This window comes from Dialister hominis (assembly GCF_007164725.1).
Lineage (GTDB): Bacteria > Bacillota > Negativicutes > Veillonellales > Dialisteraceae > Dialister > Dialister hominis.
The window spans coordinates 21,412-34,421 of sequence record NZ_AP019697.1 but is presented as its reverse complement, the minus strand read 5'-3'; the positions used below and the strand labels follow the sequence as shown (position 1 = coordinate 34,421).

The following is a 13,010-nucleotide window of genomic DNA, read 5'->3' as shown; positions in this document are numbered from 1 at the left end:
CCGAAAGGCGGAAAGGAGTCTATATGAATAAGAAATGGCTGACAGCCCTTGCGCTGTCCGGATTTTTACTTGCGGGAGGAAGCGCATTCGCTATGGAACCTACTATCAATGTCGATTCTTCAACGGCCAATATGCCGAACAAGGCAGAGAGCCATCTTTTGAAAGTCAATGTCGTGACACCGGAAATCAAGCAGATCTCCGGCGTCGTCTATGAACAGGTGCCGTCCCGCGGCTATGAGAACGTCGCCATGAAGATGGATATCCTGAAACCCCAGTCCAAGACATCGCTTCCGGCGATCGTCTACGTCACGGGCGGCGGCTTCATCAATGCCAACAAGGATAACGGCATCCAGCTCCGCATGCACCTGGCTGAAGCCGGCTACGTCGTCGCATCCATCGAATACCGCGTCGCTCCGACGGCTGTATTCCCGCAGCCTTTGGAAGACGTGAAGGCATCCATCCGCTACCTGCGCGCCAATGCCAAGAAGTTCAATATCGATCCTGACCGCATCGGAATCGTAGGCGGAAGCGCAGGCGGCTACCTCACTGCCATGGCCGGCGTGACAAGCGGCACGACGACATTCGACAAGGGCGAAAACCTCGACCAGTCCAGCAGCGTCAAGGCAGCTGTCGATCTCTATGGCCTCTCCGACCTCACACGCATCGGCGATGATTACTCCGACGCCGTGAAGGAAGCCCACAAGTCCGCAGGCGCTACCGAAGCCCTCTGGGTGAACGGCTCTCCTGTCTTTGGCGGACGTGACGGCGGCATCCTGGCCGATCCTGCTGCTGCCAAGGCGGCTGATCCCATGACTTACGTCGGAAAGAACAGCGCTCCTATGCTTCTCATGCATGGCACGAAGGATTTCGTCGTCTCCCCGAGCCAGACAGACCTTCTCTTCCAGGCACTCCGGAAGGAAGGCATCCCCTCTGGCCGTTACCTCGTCGAAGGCGCAGCCCATGGCGGCGTCTACTGGGATCAGGCCGAAGCCCTCTCCATCATCACGGACTTCTTCAACAAGTACCTGAAATGAAACTAGACGAAACACCGGGCTATGCCCTCTGCCGCATCGCAAGGAAGGTCCACTACCAGATCGACCTCATCTTCAAGGAAGAAGGCATGACCGTCGAGCAGTGGGTCGCCCTGAAGACGATTTTCGAAAACCAGCCCCTCATCCAGAAGGAGCTGGGGCGCCTCATCGAAAAGACGCCGAACACGGTGAAATCCCTGGCAGAGCGTCTTGAAAAGAAAAACTTCATCAAGAGGACGCCCGACCCCTCCGATCACAGGAACCTGATCCTCACCGTGACAGAGAAGGGGCAGAAATTCACGGAAGAATACTCCGCCCTCGATGAAAAAGCAAACGATGCCCTCACCTCTTCCCTGACAAAGGAAGAAATGGAGGAGCTCGCAAGACTTCTGGATAAAATAGAAAAGAACCTTTAAGAGATTCCTCAAGTTAAAGAGGGGGATGTGACAAAATTCATCCCAACAAAAAGGGCTCTGCCCCGGATCATTTGGTCCGGGGCAGAGCCTTTCGTGTTATAATTTTTTACAATGAAAAATAACAACACTAGCAATCATTTTACCGCAGAACAAGGCATTTTGCCAATGTTTCCCTCTGAGATTCTCAATGTCGATGATCCTGTTTTAATGTATGACAGATTTATGGAGGAAATCGATCTTAAAAAGTACCTTCGTTACATACCGACGCGTGGCGCTGGCAGACCCAGGTATAATCCCGTCAACATGCTGAAAACGATCATCTATGGTTTCGCAGAAGAAGGATATTGCTCTTTTAGAAAACTTGAAGATAATTGCAGGGTTAATATCAGATATATGTACCTGATGAATTATGAAGCCCCATCCTATCGGACATTCTGTCATTTCGTGAAGGGCTTTCTTAAGTATTCTCTCAAGGATATCTTTTATTCAATTACGAAAGAACTCTGCGGCAAACTCAACGTGGATTTGCAGCATATATATATTGACGGTTCCAAGTTTGAAGCGAACGCAAATAAATACAGCTGGGTATGGAAGAAATCCGCTGAAAAATCCCGCTACAAGCTTTTTGCCAAGATTACCAGCCTTTTTGAGTTACTCAATGATGATCTTAAGTATGACCATATGAGTGTAAACATCAATACAGAATACGCTCCGGACTATCTGCGTCTGGTATTGGATAAATTAAAAGAAATCTGGCAGATTGATGAGACGGCCTTTGTTCATGGAAGCGGGCATCGCAAGTCCGATCATCAACGCAAGTATGAGCAGCTTAAGGCATATACATCAAAACTTGAAGAATATGTTGAGAAGATACAGATATGCGGTACTTCCAGAAACAGTTATTCGAAGACCGATACGGATGCAACATTCATGCGAATCAAGTCGGACTACATGGGAAATGATCAGCTTCTGCCTGCATACAATGTCCAAATAGGTGTTGCCGATGAATTTATTGCCGTAATTGATGTTAACCAGTATCGTTCAGATATGGATTGCTTCGTACCGCTGATGGAGGAATTCCACGAAGTCTATGGGGCTTATCCTAAGTATCCTGTGGCAGATGCAGGATATGGATCTTTCAACAATTACATCTATTGCGAGCAGCACGGTATGGAAAAGTATATGAAATTCCCCATGTACAAGAAAGAAACGAAAGACAAGAAATACCATACCAATCCGTTTCGGCCAATAAACTTTAGAGTTGATGAGAATGGAACCATCCGTTGTCCAAATGACAGGGCTTTCAAATTTATCTATAGACATCTGGTCAGAGGGAACTTATACGGCAGGCAGGAGGAAGTATTTGAATGCGAAGACTGCCAAGGATGCCCGCTGGCAGAGCAATGTAAAAAGACCCCGAAGAACAAAAGAATCTCATTGAGCAGAGAACGGAATAACATGTACCAGGAGGTTCAGGATAATCTGGAAAGCATCCATGGAGCCCTGCTAAGAATGAACCGGTCAATCCAGGCTGAAGGAACTTTTGGAATCATGAAACATGACAGATGGTACAAAAGAATCGTCAGAAAAGGGATAGATTCTGTAAAAGCCGAGTTATACCTGGTAGCACTTGGCTATAATTTAAGGAAATACATCACAAAAATAATGCGTATAAGGATTGCCGCCTAAGACAATATAATTAAAAGTCTTATGGGGGTAAGGGGGCTTACGCGCATTTTTACGTAAAAGGCTTACAGCAGAGCTAAAAATGATGAAATAAAGACGCAAAAAAGAGCTGTGGCAAAATGATTTCCCATTTTGTCACAGCTCTTTTTTACGCTATTTTCCACTGCATACTTTCTTCTGGCTTGGGCAGGCGGGTGGCACAGCGGCCGGGACCGCCGTGTTCATATCCCTTACAGCGACGAGATTTCCTGTCGTCGGTTTGGATTTTCCTATTTCCCAGTCTGTATAAGCGATCGGAGCCATCAGATCCTCCGTCGAGCCGCTCCCGTAGCTCACACCCGCAGCTCCTGCCATGCCAAGCAGAAGGACGGCGGCTAAAATATATTTCTTCATGATTCCTCCTCCAGCGCTTGTGACGCTCTCTTTATCTGTATTGTAGAAGAAGAAGGAAATCATATCCAATGCCCATTTTCATGACTCATCCATACATAAAATGAATAGTGGAAGCCGAGGCATGTAAAAAGAGGCTGTAGAAATGATGTCACATTCCCACAGCCTCTTTTATTCTTTTATTTTTCTCCCAGTTCTTCCTTGAGGAATTCGATGAAGGCCTGGGCGGCGCGTCCGAAGGGCTGGCCTCTTTTCCATGCTACGACTGTCTGGATGCGCATTTCCGGGTAGAGCGGGACGTACTTGACGATGCGGTCGTCGACAAGCGGCATGGTGCCTTCTGTCGTGATGATATAGAGTCCTTTCCTCTTGGCAAAGAGGGAGGAATTCGCGCCAAGGTCGCAGTGGATGGGCGTCTGGATTGTCTCACAGACGTCTCCCAGCCAGCTCCGGATATCCGCATTGAGTTCTCCGCGGCTTATGAGGACGAGTTTCTTTCCTGCAAGATCTTCTTTTGTGACATGTTCCTTCTGTGCCAGAGGGTCGTCTGTCCTCATGGCGGCGCAGAAGCGGGCTTCGGGGCCGATCGGGACGTAGTCATACTTCTCCGCATCAAAGGGACGGACGAAGATGGCCGTGTCGATCAGGCCGGAGTCCATTTTTTCATTCACCCTCCCCGTGATGTCCGTATTGATATCGAAACGGACAAGGGGATGTTTTTCCTGGAAGCGCATGATGAGATCAGAAAAATGATCCATGACAAGGAGCTCGCCGCCGGCGCAGTTTACCGTGCCCTCGACGGTCTTGTTGCCGGAGAGTTCTTTTTCCGTCTTGTCGACGAGATCGACGATTTCCTCAGCACGCCTTTTGAGAAGGAGCCCGTCAGAGGTAAGGCTCACATGACGGCTGCCCCTGTCCAGGAGTTTCACGCCCGTTTCCCTTTCAAGCTCCAGGATCTGGCGGGAAAGCGTAGGCTGCGTGACGTGGAGGATCTCGGCCGCTCTCGTGATGCTCCCTTCGCGGGCGACCGTGAGAAAGTATTTCAAAACGCGGATTTCCATAATGACTCCTTACTTAAATTTCCTTTTCGCCCCTGAAATTCCAGATGATGACGCAGGCAGCAAGGAAGAAAGCGATAGCTGTGGACCAGAAGACCATGGCATAGCCGAAGTAGTTTGCAATGGCGCCCGAGCAGACAGGGCCGGCGACGTTGCCCATCAGGAAGACGGAAGAAACGACGCCGAAGACGATCGAGCGTTTTTCAGGCGGCACAGATTTGGCGATGATCGTATTCGTGCACGGTGCGATGAAGCCCATGCCAAGGCCCGTGATGCCGCGGAAGAAACCAAGTCCCGCGACGGTCGTCATGAGGTACTGCATGATGAAGGTGAAGCCGACGAATATCGTCGCGGTGATGAGCACCCGATGGATGACGAAGCGCGACGTGATGCGGCCGGTATTGAGCGATGCGAGCGCGCTGCAGCCGCCGGAAATGAAGATAATGAACCCGACGACGGTCGCAACGATGGGCGAATCCCCCATCATCGACTTGATATAGAGCGGCAGGATCGGCCCGATGCCGGTGATGCCGAAGTTGCAGAGGAACTGCATGAATGTCATGATGCGCACACGCGGAATCTTCATGAAGAACTTGATCTGGCTCCATGTGGAGTCCGTTTCCTTCGCCGCCCCTTTCCTGTGGATGTCAGGCAGGAAAATCTGGAGGGCAATAAGGCAGAGGAAAGCAAGAAGCGAGAACGCGTAGAACGGCATGCGGTAGCCGAAGGTATCTGCCACAGCGCCGCCAAGGAGCGGTCCGAACATGATGCCCATGACCATGGCCGCCTGGAAGTATCCCATCGACCAGGACGTCTTCTCTTCCGGTGTGACAGAGACGACGATGGAAAGACCTATTGGGACAAAGCCTCCGACAAGTCCCTGCAGGGTGCGGAGCAGCAGTAGCTGCCAGGGCGCTGTCGTTATGCCGCTGAAGAAGGACGAAAGCACGACGGCGATAAGGACGATCGACATGACCGTCTTCGGTCCCCGCCTGTCCGCCTGGATCGACCAGAACGGTGCGGAGAATGCGATCATGAACGGTGTGACGCCGATGATGATTCCTGCCCAGAAAGCAGCCTCGCCGGGATCGGTGATGCCGAGCTCGGAAAGGAACAAAGGCAGGAAGGACATGATGCCCATCATGGAGATGCCTGCGCCGATCTGGATCGCGCAGACGAGGTATATGACATGTTTCCAGTTTTTCATATCCCCTCTCCTTTCTTTTCTAGTTGAATGGGGCGGTTTCCCGTCCTTTTCTTATTATACTCCCTAAGAATAAAGAGTTGGTAACCGAAATGTTTTATCAAGAGAAGAGAAACATTTTACTTTCATCGTTTCTTATTCCGCAGGTTTTCTTATTCAATTTCGTTATAGGAAATGGGTTTCTTATTTTATTTCATTCCTGATTCTTTTCCATGCTGCTGTTTCTTCTTTATTTTATTTATACAAATAGTATGGATTCGCAGGATGAAAAGCGTGAAATTCATATACGAATTTTTCTATTTCTTGCATTGACAAGCTTCTATAGGAATGGTAAAGTAAGTGCAACATAATTTTGGCGATGAAGAAAAAGAGTACCTGAACCTTTTCCTTTCAAGCGAGTCCGGACGGTGGAAGCGGACAAGGAGAAATCAGCGAAGTGCATTTCCGAGCCCTGCAGGCGAATGAAGTAGCCGCAGCGGGAGCGCCCGATACAGCGCGCATGAGATGTAGAAATACATGAAATTGGGTGGAATCACGAAGCTAAGCTCTCGTCCCTTTATGGGGAGGAGAGTTTTTTTTATATCTGTCCAAAGCATAGAAATCCATCATGGCAATGAGGAAAAGAGTAACTGTCTGAAAGCGCAAAGAGAGTTCCCGGAAGGTGAGAAGGGAAACACCGTAAGATAGTGAAGTGCATTTCTGAGCTGGCGCGCCGAACGAAATAGGCGGCCCGGGAGACGCCCGTTACAGCGCAGGAGTGTATGGAGCCTGACCGGGTCCCATAAGCACTTCAAAAGGCCTTGCGGGGTGACCCCAGGGCGAATCAGGGTGGTAATCACGGAGCTTCCGTCCCTTGACATTCAAATGAATGCCCGGGGCGGAGGCTTTTTTAGGCCCATTTTCCTCCCCGCGGCGAATAATTTCTTATTCCGTAGGAGGAACATACCATGGCCGATTTCGAAAAAATCAAAGACTTTATCATTGACCCGAGCATCCGCGAAGCACGTGCGCACGTAGAAGTGAAACGCGCAATGAACCCCTGCCCGATCGACTTTTCCCAGTTCCAGTCTACCAACCCGCGCTCCAACGGCATCGACAAGGAGTACGGCGAAGGAGAGGACGCTTCGAACTTCAACATAGCAAGAAAGAAATACGACGACGATGAAGAACCGCAGTTCACTGCCTCCTTTGGCAGCGGCAAGGGCCAGCTCCCTGTAGAGCCGGGCCGTTACCGCCTCATCTGGTCCCGCCACTGCCCATGGGCAAACCGCATCGCGATTGCAATCGACCTCCTGGGCCTGGACAAAGTCATTTCCAAAGGCGTCGTCGATCCGCTTCGCCCGGCAGGTGTCGTAGGCGGCTGGTACTTCACACTCGACAAGGATGATGTGGACCCCGTCCTCAAGATCCATTCCCTCATGGAAGCATACAAGAAGGGAAATCCGGACTACGACCAGCGCGCGACCGTCCCGGCTCTCGTCGACGTCACGACCGGCGCTGTCGTCAACAACGACTACCACGACCTTGACATCCAGCTCTATGAAGGCTGGCAGGAATACATCGACAAGGACGCTCCGGATATTTATCCCGAAGAACTCCGCTACGACATCGATGCACTGAACGACGTCATCTATGCCGACGTAAATCTGGCCGTGAATCTGGCGGCTCTGGCAGGGACGCAGGAAGAATACGAATACTACTATGATCTCGTATTCGACCGTCTGGACTGGCTGGAAGAAAGACTTTCCACCCGCCGGTACCTCATGGGCGATACCATCACCTCTCCGGACATCCGCCTCTTCGTCACGCTGACCCGCTTCGACCTCGTCTTCTATCAGAAATATCTTCTGAACAAGAAACGCCTCGTCGATTACCCGAACCTCTGGAACTACGCGAAAGACCTCTTCAGCAACCCGGCCTTCGGAGGGAACACGGACTTCAACTCCATGCGTCTTCGCTTCTACTACGTCGACCACACCCCGTTTGCAGATATGCCAAGACTCATGCCGAAAGGCCCGGATGACAGCCGCTGGCTGGAACCGAATGACAGAGCAGAGAAATTTTCCAAGAAATAATCAGGAATGAAAGGAGGAATCATGGATCCCATCACGCAGGAACTGACAAGCCTCATCCTAAAGACAGACGTCACAAGACGCCCCGATCTGGCTGAGGCTGGAAGAAGAGCCTTCGCCGACTACCTCGCATCCGCTCTGGCAGGAAGCAGGGAAGAAGCCGTCAGAAGGACAGCCGCTTTCCTTGCCACACGCAAAGGCGAGAGGGACATTCTTGGCTTTGATGTAAGGACGACGCCGGAAAACGCTGCCTTCTTCAATGGCTTTGCATCCCACTACCTGGACTTTGACGACGCAGAAGCGAACCTCATGGGCCACTTCAGCACCGTCATCTTCTCCGCTCTCCTTGCGATTGCGGATCCCTCCGATACCTTCGAAGATTTCCTTGCAGGATACACAGCCGGAGCCGAAACCGAGGGACTCCTCGGGAAACTCGTGAATCCGGCCCACAAAAAACGCGGCTACCATCCGACAGCCACGATCGGCCCCATCGGAGCCGCCGCTGCCATTGCCCGTTTCCGCCGCCTTCCCTTGAAAGAAGCGAGCGAACTCCTTTCCCTGGGCGCAACGGAATCCGCGGGCCTCGGCCTTGAGGCAGGGACAGACACCAAGCCCCTCCACTCCGGATTTGCCGCCAGAAACGCCGTCTTCTCCTACTTCCTCATCCGCGACTGCGCTCTCACATCGAGCACGAGCGCCTTCAACAACGACGACGGATGGGCCGCCGTCACGGCAGGAAAGACGATCGCAGAAGGCGCCCTTTCCAAGCGCTGGCTTTCCCCCGGCGAGCTCATTTCACCGGGCCTCTGGATGAAGAAGCACCAGTACTGCTCCGCCGCCATCCCCGGCGCCGCCGCACTGAAGTCACTCTGGAAGAAAGGCGTCACGCTGGATGTCATCTCTAAAGTGATCTTCCATTTCCCGCCCGGCAAAAGCTACTCGCTCCACTACCATGCGCCGAAGACCGGCCAGCAGGGCCGCTTCTCGATGGAATATGTCGCCTGGCAGATCCTCACGAAGGGAGACGTCGACGACGACCTCTTCCGCCTGGCAAAGACGCCGGCCGCTTTCATTAGAGCCCTTCCGAAGTTCGGCATCAAGGAAGACCTTCCCCCTGCCGGACAGGAAGTCCGCCGCATCATCGTCACAGCCGATACGAAGGACGGCAGGCATTTCACAGAAGAAATCCTGAAACCGGACGGCTCGCCCGATCACCCCTTCACCAAAGGCGACCTCACGAAGAAACTCGCCGCCGCTTCCGATGAAGCGTACGCAGAAGAAATGATCACGCTTCTCTCCGGAAGGCCTTCCATGAAAGAGCTTCTCTCGCTTCTCTCCGAAGCGCCCCGCCATGTATAAGAAAGGAAGTCAAATTGTACCGCTTACTGAATGTCAATGACGGCCATGAATACGCCGCCCTCGTCCATGATGCCTATCAGGCAGACGGGGAGCTCGGCATCGACTTCGCCGCCGTCACGCTCCCGGAAGAAAAACTCATCCGCGGGCTCATCCTGAATCCTACCTACGGCCTCTTTATCGAAGGCCGCCTCGTCAGCGCCATCACACTGCGCATGCCATGGGTAAAGGAACCGGGCCCCTACGGCGTGCCCCACCTTGGATGGGTCTCCACAAGACCGGAAGAGAAGCACAAGGGATACGCAAGGAAACTCTTCTTCCTCCTGGAAGAACAAGTCCTCAAAGAGGAACTCCGCACCCCCGCCGTCACCCTCGGCACAGCCGCTGAGCATCCCTGGCTCGTCAAAATGTATGAATCCTGGGGATTTGAAACCGTCGAGACAAAGACGCTCCCCGGCAACAGCCACCAAACCGTTTACATGAAAAAATCGTATCTCTGATCGAAAGGACCTCACCATGCAGCTTAAATCCATCCTCAAAATCGCAGCCACCGTCATCGCTGCCGCTTCCGTCATCACCCTTGCAGGATGCGGCGGAGACAAGGACGCTTCTGCCTCTGCCGCCAAAAGCCAGGCAGGCAGCGCCAAGACGTACGTCGTAGCCACCCGCGGCACCTTCCGCCCCTTCACTTACATGGACGACAAGAACAACCTCACCGGTTATGACGTGGAAATCCTGAAGGAAGTCGAAAAAAGAAACCCCGGCATCCACTTTGAATTCAAGACCATGGCGCCTTCTGCAGGCTTCGTAGGCATGGAATCCGGCCAGGTCGACATCGTCGCCAACCAGATCACCTACAATGAAGAACGCGCCGCAAAGACGATCTACACCAAGGAAGTCAACAACTACACCGCCAGAAAACTGGCCGTCAGAAATGACCGGAATGACATCAACAGCCTCGAAGACCTGAAGGGCAAGAAGGTCGTCACCACGACAAACAGCGAAGTCACCCGCCAGCTCCAGAAGCTGAATGAGACCATGGATCCGAAGATGGACCTGATCTACACCGACAAAGGCTTCACCGAAGGCGCCAACCTCGTCGTCACCGGACGCGCCGATGCCACCCCGCAGTATGAAGTCTCCATCACAGACGCTGCCAAGACACTCGGACTTCCGATCAAAGCCGTAGGACCGGTCATCGCCAGCGACCCGACCTACTTCGCCTTGAGAAAAGATGAAGATCATCAGAAACTCGCCAATACCATCGACAAGACACTGAAAGACATGAAGGCCGACGGCACACTCAAGAAACTCTCTGAAGAGTTCCTCGGCAAGGATTACACCGTACCGCAGCAGTAAAAAGGAGCGCCCATGAACTTTTCTTCTCTTCTTAAAGGAGCAGCAGCCGCTCTGGCACTCGCATCCGTCGTCACCCTTGCCGGATGCGGCGGAGACAAGGATGCCGCTTCCTCAGCCGCCAAGAGCCAGGCAGCCGGATCAAAAACCTATATCGTTGCCACCCGCGGCACCTTCCGTCCTTTCACTTATGTGAACGAAAAAGGAAATCTCACCGGTTATGACGTGGAAATCCTGAAAGAAGTCGAAAAAAGGAACCCCGGCATCCACTTCGAATACAAGATGATGCCTACCTCTGCCGCCTTCGTCGCCATCGAATCAGGCCAGGCGGATATCGTAGCCAATCAGGTCGGATATACGGACGAAAGAGCCGCAAAGACGATCTATACCAAGGAAGTCAACAACTACACCGCCAGAAAGATTGCCGTCAGGAATGACAGGAACGATATCAACAGCCTTGAAGATCTGAAAGGCAAGAAGGTCGCTGTCACGACGAACAGCGAGGCCGTCCGTCAGCTGCAGGATCTCAACAAGACCTACAACCCTCCGATTGAACTCATTTATACCGACAAAGGCTTCACCGAAGGCGCAAACCTCGTCGTCACCGGCCGCGCCGATGCTACCCCGCAGTATGAAGTCTCCATCACAGACGCCGTAAAGACACTCGGCCTTCCGATCAAAGCCGTAGGCCCTGTCATTTCCAGTGTTCCTACCTACTTTGCATTAAAGAAGGATGACGACCACCAGAAACTGGCCGACACCATCGACAAGACACTCAAAGACATGAAGGCCGACGGCACGCTCAAGAAACTCTCTGAACAGTTCCTCGGCAAGGATTACACCGTACCACAGCAGTAAGACCCGACAGAGCCCGGGACTCTGTCATTTCATTTCCAAGACCCTTTCCTGAAAGGAGGCGTTTCTCTTGGACCAATTCTTCAATCTCAATTACATGGTAAGCTCGCTCCCTATCCTGCTCTCCTACCTTGACGTGACGCTCTTCGTCACAGCCGTCTCCTTCCCGATCGGGCTTGCCATAGGAGCCGTCACTGCGCTGGCAAGGATCCACAAGACCCCTGTCCTCTCGCAGATCTCCTCCGTCTATATTTCCTTCATCCGCGGCACCCCGTTCCTCGTCCAGCTCTTCCTCATCTGCTTCGGACTTCCGCAGGTGCTGCGCGCCTTCGGCGCATCGGACATCCGCTCCGTGCCGGGCATCGTCTTCGTCCTCCTCATGATGTCGCTTCATGAAGGCGCTTACCTCTCCGAAGTCGTGAGAGGCGCCCTCTCGGCCGTCGAAAAAGGACAGCTCGAAGCCTGCCGCGCCATGAACCTCACCAAGAAGCGAACCTACCTCGGGATCATCTTCCCGCAGGCCTTCCGCTTCGCTGTCCCGGTCCTTGGCAATACCCTGATTTCCTGCCTCAAGAATACATCCCTCATCTTCAATGCCGGCGTCGTCGACATGATGAGCAAGGCAGACCTCATGGGCGCCTACAGCTACCACCACCTGGAACTTTACCTTGACGTCGGGCTCATTTACATCGCCCTCTGCGCCATCGTCCAGATCGGCGTCATCATCGTGAACCGTTCATTCCGCTATGCGTAAGGAGGAAATATGCTGAACTTTGACCAAATGGAGAAAATGACACTTCAGATTCTCCCCTACCTTCCTGCGACGCTGGAACTTCTCCTCCTCTCGCTCCTTCTTGCGATTGTGCTGGGACTTGGGGCAGCCCTTTCCCGCATCTACCGCATCCCCGTCCTGCAGCGTGTCTCCCAGGCCTATATCCTTCTCGGACGCGCCGTACCGACACTCATCATCCTTTACGTCGTCTTCTACGGACTGCCGATGATCCTCCTCATGATCCGCGGTCAGGCAGATCTCACCCTCATCGCCGAGATCCCGCCATTCGCCTATGCCGTCGTCGGACTTGGCCTCCACTCCGGAGCCTACCTTGCGGAAATCTTCTACTCCGCCTTCTACTCCGTCCCCAAAGGACAGATCGAAGCCTCCCAGGTCATAGGCCTTTCCACCTACCGCACCGTGAAGAACATCATCCTTCCGCAGGCACTCACCTTCGCTCTCCCCATGATGGCCAACGAAGTCCTGAATCTCCTCAAAGGCACCTCCATCGCAGCCCTCATCACCGTCGTCGAACTCTTCGGCGCCGCCAATATCCAGGCTGCCCTGACGAACCTTTACCTCGAGATCTACATCTCCGCCGCCCTCATCTACTGGGCGCTCAGCATAGCCATCGAAAGAGGCTTCCGCTTCGCTGAAAGAAGAGCAGGCTTCTACCTGAGATAGGGAAATAGAAAAGGGTCTGTGACGAAATGTACAATCATTTCGCCGCAGGCCCTTTTGCGTGGGTATATACGAGCAGAGGATACCAACATATATATTTGTGTTATCTGAAAACCTTACAACCAAGGCTTTG

13 protein-coding genes and 2 other annotated features are annotated in these 13,010 nt (G+C 52.8%); of the genes, 10 read left to right on the top strand and 3 right to left on the bottom strand.

The features are described from left to right. The first annotated feature begins 23 nt into the window (after positions 1-23). The 3 genes from Dia5BBH33_RS00180 (at position 24) to Dia5BBH33_RS00170 (ending at position 3,136) form a co-directional block, all read left to right on the top strand. Positions 24-1,034, top strand: coding sequence for an alpha/beta hydrolase (locus Dia5BBH33_RS00180; RefSeq protein WP_108850191.1), 1,011 nt, complete (start codon positions 24-26; stop codon positions 1,032-1,034). Next, the gene (locus tag Dia5BBH33_RS00175) at positions 1,031-1,447 is read left to right on the top strand and encodes a MarR family winged helix-turn-helix transcriptional regulator (protein WP_143332103.1); all 417 of its coding nucleotides are present in this window, start codon (positions 1,031-1,033) and stop codon (positions 1,445-1,447) included. Before Dia5BBH33_RS00180 ends, Dia5BBH33_RS00175 begins: the two co-directional genes overlap by 4 nt. Before the next feature lie 111 nt (positions 1,448-1,558). After that, entirely contained in the window at positions 1,559-3,136 is a 1,578-nt protein-coding gene (locus Dia5BBH33_RS00170; protein WP_143332102.1) for an IS1182 family transposase, read from the top strand. 150 nt (positions 3,137-3,286) lie between these two features. On the opposite strand, the gene Dia5BBH33_RS00165 is transcribed toward Dia5BBH33_RS00170, so the two are convergent. The 3 genes from Dia5BBH33_RS00165 to Dia5BBH33_RS00155 form a co-directional block, all read right to left on the bottom strand. Next, positions 3,287-3,526 carry a hypothetical protein gene (locus Dia5BBH33_RS00165; protein WP_143332101.1) on the bottom strand — a complete coding sequence of 80 codons (240 nt, stop codon included), beginning with the start codon at positions 3,524-3,526 and terminating at the stop codon, positions 3,287-3,289. 176 nt (positions 3,527-3,702) lie between these two features. After that, the gene (locus Dia5BBH33_RS00160; protein ID WP_143332100.1) at positions 3,703-4,584 is read right to left on the bottom strand and encodes a LysR family transcriptional regulator; all 882 of its coding nucleotides are present in this window, start codon (positions 4,582-4,584) and stop codon (positions 3,703-3,705) included. Positions 4,585-4,597: 13 nt separating this feature from the next. After that, on the bottom strand, positions 4,598-5,788 hold the full coding sequence (locus tag Dia5BBH33_RS00155; protein ID WP_022381663.1) for an MFS transporter: 1,191 nt from the start codon (positions 5,786-5,788) through the stop codon (positions 4,598-4,600). 346 nt (positions 5,789-6,134) lie between these two features. Further along, positions 6,135-6,344 (top strand) — a binding site (T-box leader). 45 nt (positions 6,345-6,389) lie between these two features. Next, positions 6,390-6,642 (top strand) — a binding site (T-box leader). Positions 6,643-6,732: 90 nt separating this feature from the next. On the opposite strand from Dia5BBH33_RS00155, the gene Dia5BBH33_RS00150 reads away from it, so the two are divergent. The 7 genes from Dia5BBH33_RS00150 to Dia5BBH33_RS00120 all read left to right on the top strand — a co-directional run bounded on the left by Dia5BBH33_RS00150 (position 6,733) and on the right by Dia5BBH33_RS00120 (position 12,880). Next, positions 6,733-7,860, top strand: coding sequence for a glutathione S-transferase family protein (locus tag Dia5BBH33_RS00150; RefSeq protein ID WP_022381664.1), 1,128 nt, complete (start codon positions 6,733-6,735; stop codon positions 7,858-7,860). 6 nt (positions 7,861-7,866) lie between these two features. Beyond that, the gene (locus tag Dia5BBH33_RS00145) at positions 7,867-9,216 is read left to right on the top strand and encodes an MmgE/PrpD family protein (protein ID WP_143332099.1); all 1,350 of its coding nucleotides are present in this window, start codon (positions 7,867-7,869) and stop codon (positions 9,214-9,216) included. A gap of 14 nt (positions 9,217-9,230) precedes the next feature. Beyond that, a complete protein-coding gene (locus Dia5BBH33_RS00140; protein WP_108850196.1) occupies positions 9,231-9,713 on the top strand; it encodes a GNAT family N-acetyltransferase in 483 nt (160 codons plus the stop codon). Between the two features lie 16 nt (positions 9,714-9,729). Then, positions 9,730-10,572 carry a transporter substrate-binding domain-containing protein gene (locus tag Dia5BBH33_RS00135; RefSeq protein WP_022381667.1) on the top strand — a complete coding sequence of 281 codons (843 nt, stop codon included), beginning with the start codon at positions 9,730-9,732 and terminating at the stop codon, positions 10,570-10,572. A 12-nt stretch (positions 10,573-10,584) separates the two neighbouring features. Continuing rightward, positions 10,585-11,427, top strand: coding sequence for a transporter substrate-binding domain-containing protein (locus tag Dia5BBH33_RS00130; protein WP_143332098.1), 843 nt, complete (start codon positions 10,585-10,587; stop codon positions 11,425-11,427). Positions 11,428-11,494: 67 nt separating this feature from the next. Then, positions 11,495-12,178, top strand: a complete 684-nt coding sequence (locus Dia5BBH33_RS00125; protein WP_108850198.1) for an amino acid ABC transporter permease — start codon at positions 11,495-11,497, stop codon at positions 12,176-12,178. Between the two features lie 9 nt (positions 12,179-12,187). Continuing rightward, positions 12,188-12,880 (top strand): amino acid ABC transporter permease, encoded by a 693-nt coding sequence (locus tag Dia5BBH33_RS00120; RefSeq protein ID WP_108850199.1) that lies wholly within the window; start codon positions 12,188-12,190, stop codon positions 12,878-12,880. The last annotated feature ends 130 nt before the right edge of the window (positions 12,881-13,010 follow it).

Bases quoted from the DNA above. Each gene is read 5' to 3' on its own strand.
- Dia5BBH33_RS00180 (WP_108850191.1), top strand. From the start codon at position 24: ATGAATAAGAAATGGCTGACAGCCCTTGCGCTGTCCGGATTTTTACTT.
- Dia5BBH33_RS00175 (WP_143332103.1), top strand. From the start codon at position 1,031: ATGAAACTAGACGAAACACCGGGCTATGCCCTCTGCCGCATCGCAAGG.
- Dia5BBH33_RS00170 (WP_143332102.1), top strand. From the start codon at position 1,559: ATGAAAAATAACAACACTAGCAATCATTTTACCGCAGAACAAGGCATT.
- Dia5BBH33_RS00165 (WP_143332101.1), bottom strand. From the start codon at position 3,526: ATGAAGAAATATATTTTAGCCGCCGTCCTTCTGCTTGGCATGGCAGGA.
- Dia5BBH33_RS00160 (WP_143332100.1), bottom strand. From the start codon at position 4,584: ATGGAAATCCGCGTTTTGAAATACTTTCTCACGGTCGCCCGCGAAGGG.
- Dia5BBH33_RS00155 (WP_022381663.1), bottom strand. From the start codon at position 5,788: ATGAAAAACTGGAAACATGTCATATACCTCGTCTGCGCGATCCAGATC.
- Dia5BBH33_RS00150 (WP_022381664.1), top strand. From the start codon at position 6,733: ATGGCCGATTTCGAAAAAATCAAAGACTTTATCATTGACCCGAGCATC.
- Dia5BBH33_RS00145 (WP_143332099.1), top strand. From the start codon at position 7,867: ATGAAAGGAGGAATCATGGATCCCATCACGCAGGAACTGACAAGCCTC.
- Dia5BBH33_RS00135 (WP_022381667.1), top strand. From the start codon at position 9,730: ATGCAGCTTAAATCCATCCTCAAAATCGCAGCCACCGTCATCGCTGCC.
- Dia5BBH33_RS00130 (WP_143332098.1), top strand. From the start codon at position 10,585: ATGAACTTTTCTTCTCTTCTTAAAGGAGCAGCAGCCGCTCTGGCACTC.
- Dia5BBH33_RS00120 (WP_108850199.1), top strand. From the start codon at position 12,188: ATGCTGAACTTTGACCAAATGGAGAAAATGACACTTCAGATTCTCCCC.